The organism is Micromonospora echinospora, assembly GCF_014203425.1.
Lineage (GTDB): Bacteria > Actinomycetota > Actinomycetes > Mycobacteriales > Micromonosporaceae > Micromonospora > Micromonospora echinospora_A.
The window spans coordinates 2,750,642-2,767,310 of the sequence record NZ_JACHJC010000001.1 but is presented as its reverse complement, the minus strand read 5'-3'; the positions used below and the strand labels follow the sequence as shown (position 1 = coordinate 2,767,310).

Below are 16,669 nucleotides of genomic sequence, written 5' to 3'. Positions count from 1 at the left end.
GCCTCAGTACCCCAGGTCGGGCTGCCGCTTCAGGCCGGCCAGCTGCTCGCCGGCCAGGTAGCGCTCCAGGTTGACGCAGAAGTCGGCGTAGAGCCGCTGCAGGTTGCCGGTGCCGCGGAAGGACGTGTGCGGGGTGATGGTGGTGTTCGGCAGGTCCCACAGCCGGTGGTCGGCCGGCAGCGGCTCCTCCTCGAACACGTCCAGCACCGCGCCGGCGATCCGGCCGGACCGCATGGCGTCGACCAGGGCGTCCTCCACCACGAGGGCGCCCCGCCCGACGTTCACCAGCACCGCCGACTCCTTCATCGCCGCGAAGTGCGCGGCGTCGAAGAAGTAGCGGTTCTCGGTGGTCAGCGGCATGGCCAGGACCACCGAGTCGGCCTCCGGCAGCACGGCCATGTGCTCGGCGTACGGGATCACCCGGTCGAAACCCTCGGCCGGAGTGCCGGAGCGGTTGACCCCGATCACGTCGACTCCGAGGGCGCGGGCCCGCCAGGCCACCTCGCCGCCGATGCCGCCGGTGCCGAAGACGAGCATCGTGCTGCCGATGAAGTCCCGGCCGGTGATCCGCACCCACTCCCGGCGCTCCTGCGCCTCCCGGTGTTCCGGGAACGCGCGGAAGCGCATCAGGACCGCGCCGATGGCGTACTCGGCGATCGGCACGTTGTAGGAGTTGGGCGACCGGGTGTAGAGCAGCCCCTCGGCGAGGCGGCGCTGCATCAGCTCGCCGCCCACCCAGTCGAACCCGGCCGCGGTGATCTGCACCCACCGCAGCCGGTCGCACTTGGCCAGCAGCTCGTCGAAGGTGTCCTCGTTCATCGCGCTGCGCAGGATCACCTCGGCGTCGAGCCACTCGTCGCGTACCGGCTCACCGTCGCCGACCGGGCTGAACCGGCACTGCGGGAACCGCTCCCGCAGCTGCGGGAGCAGGTCCGACAGGTTGGGCGTGAGCAGGATGTGCGGTCCCGCCGCGGCGCCGGTCACGAGGACTCCTGCGCACGCTTCCGGTTGTTGTACGTCACGCCGCCCTTGGCCCAGTTGTCGTACGACACCTCGTAGAGCAGGACGTGGGTGTTCTCGCGCGGCGAGCCGTACTTGACCAGCACGTCGGTCAGGTCGGCGATCATCGCTTCCTTGGTGGCCTGGTCCCGCTTGCCGATCTCGGCACGGATGATTGCCATCTCAGCTCTCCTTGCTCGTGGTCGCGAAGTCCGGGTTGCGCTCGTACTCGGCCTTGACGGCCAGGTACGCGAAGGCGTGCGTGACGCGGGTCTTCAGCACCCCGTCGAAGACCTCGCGCGCCTTCTCGACGTCACCGTTGTAGTAGTGCCAGTTGCCGAGGCCGTACCCCTGGGTGACGGTCTTGAGGCTGCTGCCGTCGCACATCGCCCACAGCTCGTCCGGGCCGATCTGGCCGGTGTAGAGCTTCATCCGGCCCTCGTAGCCCACCAGGTGCGGCTCGTCGACCAGGTCGACCTTGCGGAACCGGTCGAGCACCTCCTCGGCCTCGGCGGTCCGGCCGAGGCGCCGCAGCGCCATGTACTGCCAGTCCTGCGACGCCACCAGGCCCTCCTGGTGCCGGGAGGCCTTCTCCGACTCGGCGAAGCTGGGCAGGCAGCCATCCAGGTCACCGGCGAGGTACTGGGCGACGCCCAGGTGGTACCAGACGGAGGCGTGCAGCGTGGTGTTGTAGCGGCCGAGGATCTCCGGGTTCGCAGCGGCGTCGGTGTCGCTGAGGTGCTGCGGGCGCACGTCCTCGGGCCGGCCGAGGATCAGGCTGACGACGTCCTTCTCCACCTCCGGCTGGTACATCTCGTACTCGTCCTCGACGCCGGCGAGCTGATCGGCGGCGGTGCGCAGATCCGCGATCGCGCCGGCGTAGTCACTGATGGAGATCCGCCGGTGGCCGCGGAAACGCAGCAGACGCGGGCTGTTCGGATCCAGTTCGAGCGCCTCGGTGAGCAGCGCCACGGACTCCTCGTGCTTGCCGAGGTAGCCCTTCAGCCGGGCGGCGATGACGTAGCGGTGGGTCAGGGGTACGGCCGTCATGGATTGCCTTTCGTCGCGGTGCGGCGGAGGGGACGCCGCGCTCCGGCGTCCCCTCCGCGACTCGTCAGCGGTCCAGCCAGAGGTGCCGGTAGAAGCGGTAGGTCGGCGTGGGGTCACCCCGGTAACCCATGACGTCCTTCTGCACCACGTCGAAGTCGGCGTTCAGGAAGGTCATGGCAACCGGGCCCCGCTCGGTCAGGATCTTCTCGGCCTGCTGGTAGAGCTGGGCACGCTTGTCCTTGTCCATCTCGGAGCGGGCCTTGACGATCAGGTCCTCGTACTCCGGGTCGGACCAGTTGCCGTAGTTCAGGCCGCCGCCCTTGAGGAAGCTGGCGGTGAACCGCTCGTCCGGGTCGTAGGTCAGGCCGAAGCCGGACTGGTACATGTCGAAGTCCCCGGACTTCGTCTTGGTGTCGGCGATGGTGGACTCCACCGACTCCAGCGTCACCTTGATGCCGATCTTGGCGAGCTGCTGCTGCTCCACCTCCGCCGAGCGCACCTGGAACGCCGAGGTGGCGATCACCATGAGCTTGGCGTCGAAGCCGTTCGGGAAACCCGCCTCGGCCAGCAGCGCCTTGGCCTTCTCGATGTCGGGCTTGCCGTACACCGGCTCCTTCAGCGCGCCGAACCGGTCCGGCGGCAGGTAGCCGGCGTTGAGCGCGGTGCCGAAGCCGGAGTTGGCGACGTTCAGGATCTCCTGCCGGTCCAGCGCCAGGTAGATGGCCTGCCGCACCTTGACGTTGTCGTACGGCGCCTTCGAGGTGTTCAGCCGCAGGTGCAGCGACAGCGAGCCGGAGCCGCCGTACCACTTGAGCTTCTCGTCGCGCTTGAGCGCGTCGATGAACTCGGGGGCGGGGCGCCACAGGAAGTCGACGGTGCCGCTGCGCACGGCGGCGGCGCGGGCGTTGTCGTCCGGGTTGAACGTGAAGTCCAGCCCGTCCAGGTACGGAACCCCGGACTCCCAGTACTTGTCGTGCTTGTCCAGCTTGATGGCCTGGCCGGTGGTCCGGGCGGCGAGCTTGAACGGCCCGCTGCCGCCGTCGACGCTGCCGTTGAGGTCGCCCTGCTTCTCGACTACGGTCCGGTCGACGATCGACGACGCGGCGGTGGACAGCAGGGTCAGGATGGCGGCGTTGGGCTTGGCGAGCTTCATCACGACGGTGCGCTCGTCGGACGCCTCCACCGAGCTGATGCCCTCGTAGCTGCGGGCGCGCGGCGCCCGGGTGGCCGGGTCCTTGATCCGCTCGATCGAGTACTTCACGTCGGCGGCGGTCACCTTGCGGCCGCTGTGGAAGTACGCGTTGTCGCGCAGCTTGAACGTCACGGTCAGGCCGTCCGCGCTCAGCTCCCACGACTCGGCGATCGCCGGCTTGATCTCGCCCCGGTACGACTGCACGAGCGACTCGTAGATCTGCTCGTTGATGACGAAGGCCGAGGTCTCCGACATCCGGTGCGGGTCGAGTTCGTTGGCGTCCAGCCGGATCATGATCCGCAGGCGGCCACCGGACTTCGGCGTACCGGCGGCCTGCGCCTCGTCCTCCAGCTTGACGTTGCCGGTGAGGCCGTCGCTGGCGTTGCCACCGGACTTGCCCGACGGCGGCTCGCCGCCTCCGCAGCCGGCCGCAAGCGTCGCCACGACGCCCACCGCCAGCGCTCTCATCAGAATTCGGGTACGCATCAGTCTCCTTGGCAGTGTCACGATTAGCGCTTCATCGCGCGGCCGGCTTCCATGCCTCCCCATAGACCCGAAGCCAGTTGCCGCCGAGGATCTTGGTCACGTCCTCCGGCGAGAATCCGCCGGCCAGAAGCGCCTCGGTGATGTTGGGGAAGTCCGCGGCGTCGTCCATGCCGATCGCCCGGCGCTCCTCCCATCCGAAGTCACCGAGCAGGTTCTGGTGCTCCTTCGAGTTCGCCTGCGCGATGCTCTTGAGCTGCGCGATCCGCATCTCCTCGGTCCACGTCTCGTCGTAGTCGGTGGCGACGGCGACGTGGTCGACGCCGGCCACCTCCACCACACGGCAGACGTGCTCCACGAAGCGGGTCAGGTCCGGACGACGGGACGGGTCCTCCGGGTGGTACAGGAACCCCGACAGGGTGGTGATGCCCATGACGCCGCCCTGCTCGGCGAGGCGCCGCAGGTATCCGTCCGACTTGGCGCGGATGTGCGGCGACAGCGCGTCGCAGAAGGCGTGCGTGACGACGACCGGCTTGTCCGAGGCGTCCATGGCGTCCAGGCCGGTGCGCTCGCCGCTGTGCGAGACGTCGACCAGCACCCCCAGCTCGTTCATCGCCTTGACGAAGGCACGGCCCCGGTGCGTCAGCCCCGAGTCGGTGTCCTCGCCGCAGCCCGCGCCGAGCAGGTTCTGCCGCTGGTAGGTCAGCTGAAGGATGCGGACGCCCAGGTCGTGGAACGTGCCGAGCAGGTCGAGGTCGCCCCCGATCATCTCGGTGTCCTGCGGGCCGAGGATGACGGCTTCCTTGCCCTCGGCCTTGGCTCGGTGGATGTCGTCCACGGTCAGGGCGAGCAGCACCTCGTCCGGGTGTGCGTCGATCCACCTGCGGCAGCGGTTGACCTCGCGCAGGGCGGTGACGGTGTCCGCGTACGGCCGGGTGACCGTGTGGTTGACCGCGGTGACGCCTCCTCGCCGGATCCGGTCGAGGTGGGCGTCGCTCAGCTCAATCACCGTGCTTCCGTCCACAACTGTTGCGGCGGCGTGCAGGTCAGCGGCGGAGCGAACGGGATGGGCGGTGGCGGCAGTCTTCACGTCATCTCCAGATCATCAGAAGATGCCGAGACTCTACGAGCCACGCCAGTTATTGTCCATGAAATCTCAGCAACTCGTCGGTAGATAGCTTTGAAGCGACGAATTTCGTCGTTCTAGCTCTAGCAAACCGATCGAGGGCGCCCGGTCCGGCGCGAATCCGTCATAGCGCTAAAAGATCCCTCATGGACGACAAGTACGACAAGGCCGCGACGGGCGCCCGTGCCGGACGGCGCACAGTGGACCGGCGCGGGTTCACCGGACACGAGAAGCGCCCGGCGGAAGCCGGGCGCTTCGTCCAGAGGTTCGGCCGTCACGCGGTGAGCGCGATGTACTTCTCCTCCAGGAACTCCAGGATGCCCTCGGAGCCGCCCTCCCGGCCGAGGCCGCTCTGCTTGACCCCGCCGAACGGGGCGGCCGGGTCGCTGACGACACCCCGGTTCACGGCCACCATGCCGGCTTCCAGACGCCGGGCGACAGCCATCGCCTCCCGTTCCTCACCGAAGACGTACGCCATCAGGCCGTAGACGGTGTCGTTCGCCATCCGGACCGCGTCGTCGACGTGGTCGAAGCGGACCACAGCGGTGACCGGCCCGAAGATCTCGGTCGTGGTGATGGTGGAGCCGTGCGCCACGCCGGTCAGCAGCGTCGCGTCGTAGAACGCGCCGCGGGCCGCGGACCGTCCGCCGCGTACCACGGTGGCCCCTTCCGCGACAGCGGTCCGGACCAGGTCCGCCACCTTGTCCCGTTCGGCCACCGAGACGAGCGCGCCGAGGTCGTTCGCCCGGTCGAGCCCCGGCCCGACCGACACCGCGGCGAGGGCGGCGTCCATCCGGGCGACGAACTCGTCATGTACGGAGGAATGGACGTAGAAGCGGTTGGCCGCGGTGCAGGCGGACCCGCCGTTGCGCATCTTGGCCAGCAGCGCGCCCTCCACAGCGGTGTCCAGGTCCGCGCCCGGCAGCACGACGAGCGGGGCGTTGCCGCCGAGCTCCATCGACGTGCTCACCACGCTGTCGGCGCAGGCGTGCAGAAGCTCGCGGCCGACCTCGGTGGAGCCGGTGAAGGAGAGCTTGCGGACCTCGGGGCGGTCGATCATCCGCTTCACCAGCGGGCCGGTGGGCACCGGGGTGACCAGGTTGACCACGCCGCGCGGCACGCCGGCACGGCGCAGGACCTCCACGACGTAGGCGGCGGTCAGCGGCGTCTCCCGGGCGGGCTTGAGAATCGTCGTGCACCCGGCCGCCAGCGCCGGGCCGAGCTTGCGCGTGGCCATCGCGGCCGGGAAGTTCCACGGCGTGACCAGCAGGGACACGCCGATGGGCTGCCGGTCCACGACGATCCGCTTGTCCCCCGCCGGGGAGAGGCGGTAGTCGCCCGGCACCCGGACGGCCTCCTCGGCGAACCAGCGGAAGAACTCCTTGGCGTAGTTTGCCTCGCCGATCGCGTCCGCCCACGACTTGCCGTTCTCGCGCACCATGAGCTCGGCGAAGACCTCCACCTCCTCGGTGAGGATCTCGTACGCCCGGCGCAGCAGCTCGCTGCGCTCGCGCGGCGCGGTCGCGGCCCACGCGGGCTGGGCCGCCGCCGCGGCGTCGACAGCGGCCATGCAGTCCCGCTCCGTGGCGACGGCGAACTGGGCGATGGTGGAGAGGTCGGCGGGGTCGGTCACGTCGAACCGGCGGCCGTCGGAGCCGGGCCGCCACTGCCCGTCGATGAAGAGGTCCGCGAGCAGGTTCACCTGAGACTCCCATTCGCCAGGGCGCCGTCGTGGGCGCGTTCCAGGATGTCGAGCAGCAGCTCGCGGGACGGGTCCACCGGCGCGGCCGCGATCAGCCGGGTGGACCTGAGCCCCAGCTCGGCGATCTGCGGAAGCTGGCTGCGCGTCAGCCCGATCTCGGCGAGCGTCCGCGGCACGCCGATCTCCCGGTTGATCTCGACCACCCGGGCGAGCGTCCGCGCCGCGGAGGCGTCCGCGGCCGGGATCGCTTCGAGCGCCGCGCCGAGCGCCGCGAGCTGCGCGGCGACCGCCGGCTGCGCCATCAGCGTGTCGATGACGTACGGGAGCATCAGCCCGGTGCCGAGCCCGTGCGGGGTCTTCGTGAGCGCGCCGATCGGGTACTGCAGGGCGTGGCACAGGTGGGTGCCGGTCGCGCCGAACGCCATCCCGCCGAGCAGCGAGCCCAGCGCCACCTCGCGCCGTGCCTGCCGGTCACCGGGCCGGTGGACCGCGACCGGCAGCCACGGGCCCAGGCGCGCCGCCGCCTGCAACGCGAACGGCTCGCTCAGCACGTTGCGTCCGGTGAACACCGGAAGCAGACCCGACCAGTCGAGGTCGACCGGCCGGGCCGTGAACGACTCGACCGCGTGCACCAGCGCGTCGATGCCGGACCAGGCGGTCACCGTCGCGGGCGTCCCGAGCGTGAACTCCGGGTCGACCACAGCGGCCGAGGGCACCAGGAAAGGGCTGGAGATGCCCACCTTGAGTTCGCGGCCGGGGTCGGACACGACCGCGACGGGTGTCACCTCCGACCCGGTGCCCGCCGTCGTCGGCACCGCCACCAGCGGCACGATCGGCCCGGGCACGAGGTTCTCGCCGTAGTAGCGGTGCGCCGGCCCGCCGTAGGCCGACAGCAGCGCGATCAGTTTGGCGGCGTCGAGCGCGCTGCCGCCGCCGATCGCCAGGACCACCTCCGCGCGGTAGTCGCGGGCGGTGGCGACCGCGGCGTCGAGGGTGTCGACCGGGAGTTCCGGCGTGATGTCGGAGTGGACCAGCACGTCCAGCCGGGCCTCGGTCAGGGCGTCCACCGTCTCGCGGAAGATCGGCGTCCGTACCAGGAACGGGTCGACCACGGCGAGTACGCGCCGGCCGTGCACCCGGACGACCTCCGGCAGGTGCCGGCGGGCGCCGTACCCGAAGTGGATCCGCGGGGGAAGGCGGAGCGTGCCCACGGCGGCGGAGCGGAGGTCGTCGCCGGCGCCGGTCGACTCGGCCACCACGGTCTCGTCAGGCACTGAAGCCACCGTCCACCGGGAGCACCGCCCCGCTGATGTGGCTCGCCCGGTCGCTCAGCAGGAACGACGCGGTCGCGCCGACCTCCGTCCCGGTGCCCGCCTTGCGCAGCGGGGTCGCCGCGATCCGGGCCTCTACCCCACCGGGAATCGCCAGCCGGGTCTGGGCCAGCATCGGCGTCTCGGTGGGACCGGGCGCGATCACGTTCACCCGGATCCCGAGCGGGCCGAAGTCGTGCGCGGCGGTGCGGGTCAGGCCGATGACCGCGTGCTTGGTCGCCTGGTACGCGCCCAGGCCGGAGCTGCCGCGCAGCCCGCCGATGCTGCTCACGTTGACGATCGAGCCGGCACCCCGGCCGAGCATGACCCGCACCTGTTCGCGGACGCACAACCAGGTGCCCTTGACGTTCACCGCCATGATCCGGTCGAAGTCCTCCTCGGGGACCTGGTCCAGCCGGCCGCCCTGCGTCATCGCGGCGTTGTTGAAGGCGCCGTCGAGCCGGCCGAACCGCTCGACGGTCCGGTCCACGACGCGGGCGACGTCGCGGGCGACGGAGATGTCGCCGGTGACGTGGTCGACGTCGTGCCCGGCCGAGGCGAGTTCCCCGGCGATCTTCTCCAGTGGCCCCTCGGAGCGGGCGACGAGCATCAGCGAGGCGCCGTCGGCGGCGAACACCCGGGCGGCGTCGGCGCCGATGCCCGCGCTGGCGCCGACGACGAGAACGACCTTGCCCGCCAACGGAAGGGGGCGGTTCTGCGGGTCCGGCATGGCTTCTCTATCCCTCTTCTCGACGGCTGCCAGCGGGCAGCGATGTTCGGATAGCGCAACCGAAGTTCATATTACGGATCACCGTCTCGCGTGTCCACAGTCGCGGTGACGGCGGAGCGCCCCTCCCGACCGGAGTCGGAAGAGGCGCTTCCCCACTGACGGCGCGGTGTCGCCCGGCTCAGCCCAGGTCCACCCCGTCGACCTGCGGGCCGAGCGGCGGCTGCTGCCAGCCGTGCTCGGTCATCCGCCAGTCCGGCCGCACCTCGCACGGCGCGCACTGCGGCCAGTAGAACTGCGGCTCGCGTCCGCTCACCGGGTTCTTGTAGTGGAACCACATCGGCACGATCCCGGGCCACGCGATGTAACCGGGGGAACCGCCCTGGAACCCGCGCGAGCGCTCACCCATGCTGCTGAGCAGCACGTCCGGCGGGTACCTGGTCACCAGCGTGCTGGGTGCCGGGTCCGGCAGGCTCGGGTTGCGCGGGTTCGCCGCGGCCCAGCCGCCCGCCCAGTTCGTCGACTGCCAGTAGAACTCGTCGATGGTCAGGCTCCAGATGCGCCAGATGCCGTTCTCGAGCACGAACTCGTCGTTGTACATCGCGCCGTTGAACGCGCCGGCGTTCGTCCTCGACGTCCGCGGCTGGAGCAGCCGGGCGCGCATCGTCGCCGACCGTCCGTCCTCCGACACGAGGATCACCGGTTGCGGCCGCCAGTGGTACGAGATGCTGGCGCGCATCGTCGACGGGTTGGTTCCGTAGACCGTCACCCCGGCCTGCCGGATCCGGTCCGGGCCCTGGAAGTAGCCGGCGAACGGCGACAGCTTGTGGCCGAACTCGGCGTGGATCTGCGCCATGTCGTAGATCCGGAGATCGTCCAGGTAGGCGGTGTACGCCATCGAGACGTTCTCCGCCCCGTCGAACGCCAGCGAACGGGCCAGCCGGCGGTCGAGGTCGGCCAGGTTCCGGTTCGACGACGCCGCGCCGCCGGCGTTCTGCTGGCTGCGCGCCTCCACGTCGAGGAAGGCCGGAACCCGGGTCGGCGCCGGCGCGATACCGCCGTCACCCCAGCCGGTGGAGTACGGGGCGATCACCAGCGGCGTGATGTTCATGTCCTTGAGCTTCCACACCCCGCCCTGCTTGACGAAGTGGTTGTGGAAGACCGAGATCTCCCACGACGCCGCACGGGTGTTGGCGTCGCCGACCATGGCGAACTCGATGCCCCGGGCGGTCGCCTGCGTGCCACTGGTGTGCACGTCGACGATCGTGTCGAACTGGATCCGCTCGTTGAGGATGCCCTGGCTGAGGTTCTCCGGGCCCATCCGCTCCATCGCCTGGCGGACACCGGCGGCGCCCCGGAACGTACCCACGTTGTCGATGGACACCGAGGCGCCGTTGGCGAACAGGTCGACCACGTCGGACCACATCCGGCGGTCGACGTAGTAGCCGTACGCGTGCTGGAGGTTGCGGACCGCGTCCTCGCTGTTGAGCTTGTCGATGCGGGCCGCCACCTTGTTGACCGTCGTGCCGGCCCGTGGGGCCGGGCCGACCGGCTCCGGGATCGGCACGCCCGCCTCGTCCGGGGTGAAGTGGTACGGGACGATCGGCAGCAGCGCGAGGTCCTTGTTGCGCCAGCCGGTGGCGTAGTCGCCCTCGTACTGCGGGTAGTAGTGCAGCAGGGAGATCCGCCAGCGGCCGTTCTCGAAGACGTACTCGTTCTCGTAGATGCCGCCCTCGATCCGGGCCGCGCCCGCGCCGTCGCCGAGGAAGCGGAAGCCGTTCCAGCGCGCCTTGGCGGACAGGCCGTCGACGGAGAGGTTCACCAGGGGCTGGTCGACGATGACGGTGTGCAGTGAGCCCGGGTTGACGCCGTTCATCGCGCCGGCGTCGGCCTCCAGCCAGTCGCGGATCGCGGGCCGGCCGGTCACCGTCTCGTCGCCCCACTGGAACGTGGCGTCGGTGCTGAACAGCGCCGCCATGTCCGACCATCTGCCGTACTGCGCCAGGTGCGCGTAGGTGCGCTGCACGTCCTTGACCTCGCGCAGCGACTCGACGCGAACGAGGTCCCGGGCGAGCGTGTCCAGGGTGATCGTCGGGGTGGCGGCCGCGGCCGAGGGCGCCTGGAGGGCGACCATTCCGGCGGCGACCAGCAGCAGTGCGGAGGCTGTCGCGGTCAGCCGTCTTGTCAGACGTCTCATCTTCACATCCCTGTCCGTTGCTGTCTTATGTGGAGTCCCCGTGGGTCGGCGGGCGGCCGTGGAGGTCACGACCGGAGGCAGTTGCCGGAAACGTACGGGACATGTTCGCAGGGCGCAAGAGCAGTTACGCCAGATGAACTTTGCCCAACCCGCACCATCTCGCCATCGACTGGGAGACGCCCGAGTGCGGCAGGCACGCGGAGGCGCCCCTCCCCGCGCGGAATGCGGGAAGAGGCGCCTCGGGACGGGCGCGGCGGTCAGCCGTCAGGGACGGATCAGCCCACCTCCAGCCCGTCGATCTGCGGTCCGGTCGGCGGCAGCTGGTAGCCGTGCCGCGTCATGCTCCAGTCCGGCCGCACCTCGCAGGGCGCGCAGTCGTACCAGAAGTGCGGCGGCACCCGCCCGCTCACCGGGTTGCGGTAGTGGAACCACATCGGCACGATGTCCGGCCACTGGATGTATCCGGGACTGCCGCCGCGGAAGCCGCGGGACCGCTCGCCCAGCGCGCTGTGCAGCACGTCCGGCGGGTAGGTGTTCACCAGGTTGCTCGGCGGCGGGTCGGGCAGGCTCGGGTCACGCGGGGCCACGCCACCCCAGCCCTGGGCCCAGTTCGGCGACTGCCAGTAGAACTCGTCGATGTCCAGGCTCCAGATCCGCCAGATGCCGTCCTCCAGCACGAACTGGTCGTTGTACATCGCTCCGTTGATGTACCCGGCGTTGACGGTCGAGGCGTTGACGTGCATGAGCCGGGCCCGGACCGACGCCGACCGGCCGTCGTGCGAGACGTCGATCACCGGCTGCGGCCGCCAGTGCAGCACCAGGAAGGACTTCTGCGTCGGCGGTGGCGTGTTGCCGTACGTCGACACCACCGAGCCGAGGATCCGCTCGCGCGTCACGTTCCAGCCGGCGAACGGCGACAGCTTGTGGCCGTCCACAGCGTGCACGGCCGCCATCTCCGGCCACCTGCTGTCGTCGATGTAGTAGCTGTACGCCGCCGAGACGTTCTCCGCCCCGTCGAACGCGACCGAGCGGTTCAGCCTCCGCTGCAGGTCGGCCAGGTCCTCCTTCGGCCCCTTCGGACCACCGGCGGCCCTGCCGGGCTTCGGCGCGGGCGTACGGCCGGCCACGTCGAGGAACTCCGGCGGCTTCCCGGAAGCCACCGGGCCGGTCCCGCCGTCGCCCCAGCCGGTGCTGTAGGGCGCGGTGACCAGCGGCGTCAGGTGCATCTCCTTGAGCTTCCACAGCCCGCCCTGCTTGACGAAGCGGTTCGTGAAGACGGAGAACTGCCACGAGGCGCCGCCGGCGTCGTTGAGCATGCCGACCTCGATACCCCGGGCGGTCGCCTTCTTGCCGTTGTCCTCCACGTCGACGATCGTGTCGAACAGCGGCCGGTCGTTGAGCACCCCCTGCGTCAGGCCCTCCGGCCCCATCCGCTCCATCGCCTGGCGCACGCCCGCGGCGTTGCGGAAGACACCTACGCCGTCGATTGTGACCTTCGCGCCGTTGGTGAACAGGTCGACCACGTCGCTCCACATCCGGCGGTCGACGTAGTAGCCGTACGCGTGCTGCAGGTTGCGCACGGAGTCCTCGTCGTTGAGCGCGCCGATGCGGTCGGCCAGCTCCTTCGCGTTGAACCGGGTCTTCGGCGCCGGCCCGGTCGCCGCGGGGATCGGCACGCCGGCGACGTCGGGCGTGAAGTGGTACGGCACGACCGGCACCGGCTGGCGGTTGATCGTCCGGAAGCCGGTGGCGTAGTCCCCCTCGTAGAGCGGGTAGTAGCGCAGCAGCGAGATCTTCCACTCGCCCTTCTCCAGCACGTACTCGTTCTGGTAGATGCCGCCGTCGATGCGCGCCGCGCCGGCCCCGTCGCCCAGGAACCGGATGCCCGACCAGCGGCCCTTTGCGGTACGGCCGTCCGGCGAGAGGTTCACCAGCGGCTGGTCGATCACCGTGGTGTGCAGCGCGCCCGGCCGGGCGCCGTTCATGTCCCCGGCCTCCGCCGCGAGCCATCCCTTGATGGCGTGGTGGCCGCTCACCACCTGACTGCCCCACTGCAACGTGCCGTTCGCGCTGAACAGCTTCGCCATGTCGGCCCAGCGCCCGAACTGGGCCAGGTGGGCGTACGACCGCTGCACGTCCTTGACCTCGCGCAGCGACTCGACCCGTTCGACGTCCCGGGCGAGCGCGTCGATGCTCACCGGCGCGTTCCCGCTCGCCGCCGCGTGCGGCGCCCGCACCGCGACGTTCACGCCGACCACCAGCAGAAGCCCGGTCGTCGCTGCCGTCAGCCGTCTTGTCAGAGGTTTCATCGTCACATCCCTGTCCGTTGATGCCGTGCGGAATCCCGCGCGGAATGGGTGGAGGGAGAGCTCTGGCATCGCCAGGTCCGGCCGGAGGGCGATGCGGTGAAAGTACGTGACGTGTTCACCTGCCGCAAGAAGCATTCCGGCATACGAACTTCTCACCGGCCCGGCATCCCCGACGCCGTCGATCATGAAGTTGACCGCGATCTTCGCCCGTTTTCTCACGGCCAACCTCATGATCACCGCGCGTGTCCTCGTGCTCGGCCGGGTGGAGCGCGCCGCGCTGCGGTGATCAAGGAGTCAGGGCTGTGGGACGAGGGCCGGAGGGCGGCAGGGGCTGGAGCCGGGGGTGGCGCGGGCGCCGACGACGGCGCGTGGAAGAACTGGCCCGCTACTCGTCGACGTTCGGCGCGCCGTTTGCGGGGGCGCCGAGTTCGCTGGTCAGGGTCGTGGCGGTCGCCACCAGCAGCTCGATGGCGGCGGACAGCTCGGCGACGTCGCCGGCGCCGAGGAGGGCGACAGTGGCGCACAGCCCCTTCTCGTCGAAGACCGGGGCGGCCACCGCGAACAGGCCGCCGCTGTGCCGGGCCACGCTGTACCCCTGACGGCGCGCGGCGTAGACCTCGGAGTCCAGCCGGGCGCGCTCGGCCGGGGACATGCCGGCTGCCAGCAGATCCATGACGGCCGCGTCGGCGTACGCGAGGTACACGTGCGTCTGCGCGGCGCTCGCGTCGAGCTTGGTGCCGGGGTGCACGGTGACCACGACCTGGCGGCTGGTGTCCTCCTCGACCAGGGTCACCACCGGCCCCTGGGTGCCGCGGACGCTGAGCACCGCCGTCATCCGCGCGTCGGTGCTCAGCTTCCGCAGGTGGGGCCCGGCGATCTCGACGATCCGCTGGCGTCCCAGCGCCCGAATTCCCAGCTCCAGCATCAGTCCGCCGAGGGCGAACGTCCCGCGGCGCGTCCCCCGTTCGAGAATGCCGGCGGCAGTCATCGACGCGCAGTAGCGGTAGGCGGTGGTGCGGTTCAGACCCGTCCGTTCGGCGACGTCCGCGGCCGTGAGCTCGACGACCCGGGGACCGAAGAGCGCGCAGATCTGGCCCACGCGCGCAACCGCCCGGATGTCCGAGTTCGAGGCTTCGTTCGGATCAAAGTTCGCCACCCCCGAAGCGTAGTTCACATGACGGACGAGTCGCTACCGGGGTCACCTCAGCCGGCGAGCCAGTTGGTGAGCTTGGCGGTGACCTCGTTGAAGTTGTCGGCGTACCACTGGACGTCCTGCAGCACGGTCTTGCCGGTGTTGGCGTCGCCGTAGACTTCGACCTTCTTCGCGTTCTCCGAGAGGTTCGGCTTGGCGGCGAGGTTCACCGGCGCGGTGCCGAGCGCCTCGGAGATGCCGGCCACCGCCTCCGGGCTCACCACTGTGGACAGGAACCGCTCCGCGGCCACCTTCTTCGGCGACCCCTTCGGTACGGCGAAGCAGTTGATCGAGGCCACTGTCACGTCCCACACCACAGTGATGTCCGCGCCCTCGTCCATCAACGGCACGAGCCGCGCGTCGGCGAGCAGGAACATGTCGACCTGCTTGGCGCCGACCGCCTGCTGGAGCGCGCCGACGTTCGGGGCGAACGTGGTCACCTTGCGGATCGTGTTGAGCTTCTTCAGTGAGCGGTCGACGTCGAGCGGGTAGAGCGCGTCCGGCTCCACACCGTCGGCGAGCAGCGGGTATTCAAGGATGCCGTTCTGCAGGTTGGTCAGGATCCCGCGCTGGCCGGGGAAATTCTGGACGTCGAAGAAGTCCTTGATGCTCTTGGGCGCCTTGCTCGGGTCCGGGAACGCGTCGGTGCGGTAGGCGAAGGGCGAGGCGTTGATGAAGTTGCCGATGTAGCACTTGCCGATCGTGCCTTCCGCCAGGTTGCTCTTGTCGACGCCGGAGAAGTCGAGCGGCTCGAAGAGCGTCCCGCAGTTCTGGGTGGCCGCGGCCGGCGCGGTCGCCACCACGTCCCAGAGCACCGACCCGCTCTCGACCTGGGCCTTCACCTGCGCCACGTCGGGCGGCGAGGTGTTGGTGAAGGTGACGTTCGGGTGCGCCTTGGTGTAGGGCTCCTGGTAGTGCTTGATCATCGCTTCCTGGCCGACGCCGCCGTAGGCGACGAACGTGAGCTTGACGTCCCCCTCGGGGTCCACCGCGGCGGCCGGTTCGTCTCCGCCGCAGGCGGCGGTCATCGTGACCACCGCGGTCGCCACGAGGACCGCGAGGACGCGGGATGTTCTCAACACCATGTCACTTCCTTCGGCTATGGCCCGCCAACGCGGGCTGACTGTTCGGAATATGGATTGGCACTTCGTATAGTGAACAGTAGCGAGGGCGTAACGTGCCCAACAAGAGCGTGGAACGAGTTCGTTACCAAAGCGTGCGGTCGAATGTGCGCATGGTGAACGTAGTTAGCCTGCGACGATGCGCTGCCGGTCCACCCGCCACCAGGCGAACACGGGCTGGCCGATCCGCAGGTCGCTCTCCAGCGCGTCCAGCCGGGCCCGCCCCATCACGTCGCCGGCTCCACCGAGCGACAGCATGGCGGTCCGGTAGGCCCCCATGTACTCGATGTCGCGGACGATCGCCGCCGCGCAGTTCGCGTCCGGCGGGACCGCGTCCCGGTCGGCCGCGATCCGGACCTCCTCCGGCCGCACCACCAGGGCGGCCGGGCGGCCCTCACGCACCAGGCCCGACACGGTACGGCTGTCGACCGACCACACCTCGCCCTCCCAGACCGCCGCCGTACCGGTCGCCTGCGACAGCGTGAAGACAGTCGAGTCGCCGAGGAACCGCGCGGTGAACAGCGTCTCGGGCGACTGGTAGAGCGCCTCGGGGTGGCCCAGCTGCTCGATGCGCCCGTCGTTGAAGAGCGCGATGCGGTCGGACAGGTTCATCGCCTCCTCCTGGTCGTGGGTGACGAAGACGAACGTCGAGCCGACCTCCCGGTGGATGCGGCGGATCTCCAGCTGCAGCGTGGCGCGCAGGTTGCGGTCCAGCGCGCCGAGCGGCTCGTCCAGCAGCAGCGCGGTCGGGCCGAAGACGATGGCCCGGGCCAGCGCGACCCGCTGCTGCTGCCCCCCGGACAGCTGCGCCGGGTAGTGCCCGTCCCGGCCGGTCAGCTGGACGAGTTCGAGCACCTCCGCGACCTTGCGCGCGATGTCCGGCTTGGACATGCGGCGCTCCCGCAACGGGTAGGCGACGTTCTGGGCGACGGTCATGTGCGGGAAGAGCGCGTAGTTCTGGAAGAGCATGCCGAGGTTGCGCCGGTGCGGCGGCAGCCGGCTCACGTCCACGCCGTCGAACGAGATGGCGCCGGTGGTGAGCGTCTCGAACCCGGCGATGAGGTTGAGCGTGGTGGTCTTGCCCGAGCCGCTCGGCCCGAGCAGAGTCATGAACTCGCCCGGTTCGATGGTCAGTGAGACGTCGTCGACGGCCGGGTGGCTCAGTCCGAAGTCCTTCGTCACGTTACTGAGCCGGATCTGGGTCCCGGCTGCCGTGGACGTCGGCGCGGGCGCGGCCGTGCGGAACGTGGATGCGGACATG

General features: G+C 70.1%; 13 protein-coding genes. All 13 read right to left on the bottom strand.

The genetic code is table 11. The annotated features are described in order from the left end of the window. Positions 1-3: 3 nt before the first annotated feature. A complete protein-coding gene (locus FHU28_RS33060) occupies positions 4-984 on the bottom strand; it encodes a D-2-hydroxyacid dehydrogenase (protein ID WP_184684008.1) in 981 nt (326 codons plus the stop codon). Then, a complete protein-coding gene (locus FHU28_RS13095) occupies positions 981-1,181 on the bottom strand; it encodes a tautomerase family protein (RefSeq protein WP_018786431.1) in 201 nt (66 codons plus the stop codon). The genes FHU28_RS33060 and FHU28_RS13095 overlap by 4 nt, the downstream gene beginning before the upstream one ends. A gap of 1 nt (position 1,182) precedes the next feature. Further along, complete coding sequence (locus FHU28_RS13090) at positions 1,183-2,049, bottom strand: tetratricopeptide repeat protein (protein WP_184684006.1); 867 nt, start codon at positions 2,047-2,049, stop codon at positions 1,183-1,185. A gap of 64 nt (positions 2,050-2,113) precedes the next feature. After that, entirely contained in the window at positions 2,114-3,727 is a 1,614-nt protein-coding gene (locus tag FHU28_RS13085; protein ID WP_184684005.1) for an ABC transporter substrate-binding protein, read from the bottom strand. A gap of 31 nt (positions 3,728-3,758) precedes the next feature. Continuing rightward, positions 3,759-4,733 carry a dipeptidase gene (locus FHU28_RS13080; RefSeq protein WP_184684003.1) on the bottom strand — a complete coding sequence of 325 codons (975 nt, stop codon included), beginning with the start codon at positions 4,731-4,733 and terminating at the stop codon, positions 3,759-3,761. 391 nt (positions 4,734-5,124) lie between these two features. After that, a complete protein-coding gene (locus FHU28_RS13075) occupies positions 5,125-6,552 on the bottom strand; it encodes an NAD-dependent succinate-semialdehyde dehydrogenase (RefSeq protein WP_311773576.1) in 1,428 nt (475 codons plus the stop codon). Next, a complete protein-coding gene (locus FHU28_RS13070; protein ID WP_184684001.1) occupies positions 6,549-7,826 on the bottom strand; it encodes an iron-containing alcohol dehydrogenase in 1,278 nt (425 codons plus the stop codon). Before FHU28_RS13070 ends, FHU28_RS13075 begins: the two co-directional genes overlap by 4 nt. Beyond that, entirely contained in the window at positions 7,819-8,592 is a 774-nt protein-coding gene (locus tag FHU28_RS13065; RefSeq protein ID WP_184683999.1) for an SDR family NAD(P)-dependent oxidoreductase, read from the bottom strand. The genes FHU28_RS13070 and FHU28_RS13065 overlap by 8 nt, the downstream gene beginning before the upstream one ends. Before the next feature lie 178 nt (positions 8,593-8,770). Then, on the bottom strand, positions 8,771-10,786 hold the full coding sequence (locus FHU28_RS13060) for a nuclear transport factor 2 family protein (protein ID WP_184683997.1): 2,016 nt from the start codon (positions 10,784-10,786) through the stop codon (positions 8,771-8,773). Between the two features lie 275 nt (positions 10,787-11,061). Continuing rightward, entirely contained in the window at positions 11,062-13,095 is a 2,034-nt protein-coding gene (locus FHU28_RS13055) for a nuclear transport factor 2 family protein (protein ID WP_184683995.1), read from the bottom strand. Positions 13,096-13,480: 385 nt separating this feature from the next. Then, a complete protein-coding gene (locus tag FHU28_RS13050; RefSeq protein WP_184683993.1) occupies positions 13,481-14,194 on the bottom strand; it encodes an IclR family transcriptional regulator in 714 nt (237 codons plus the stop codon). 104 nt (positions 14,195-14,298) lie between these two features. Next, a complete protein-coding gene (locus FHU28_RS13045; protein ID WP_184683991.1) occupies positions 14,299-15,372 on the bottom strand; it encodes an extracellular solute-binding protein in 1,074 nt (357 codons plus the stop codon). A 162-nt stretch (positions 15,373-15,534) separates the two neighbouring features. Beyond that, positions 15,535-16,668 (bottom strand): ABC transporter ATP-binding protein, encoded by a 1,134-nt coding sequence (locus FHU28_RS13040; RefSeq protein WP_184683989.1) that lies wholly within the window; start codon positions 16,666-16,668, stop codon positions 15,535-15,537. Position 16,669 lies beyond the last annotated feature (1 nt).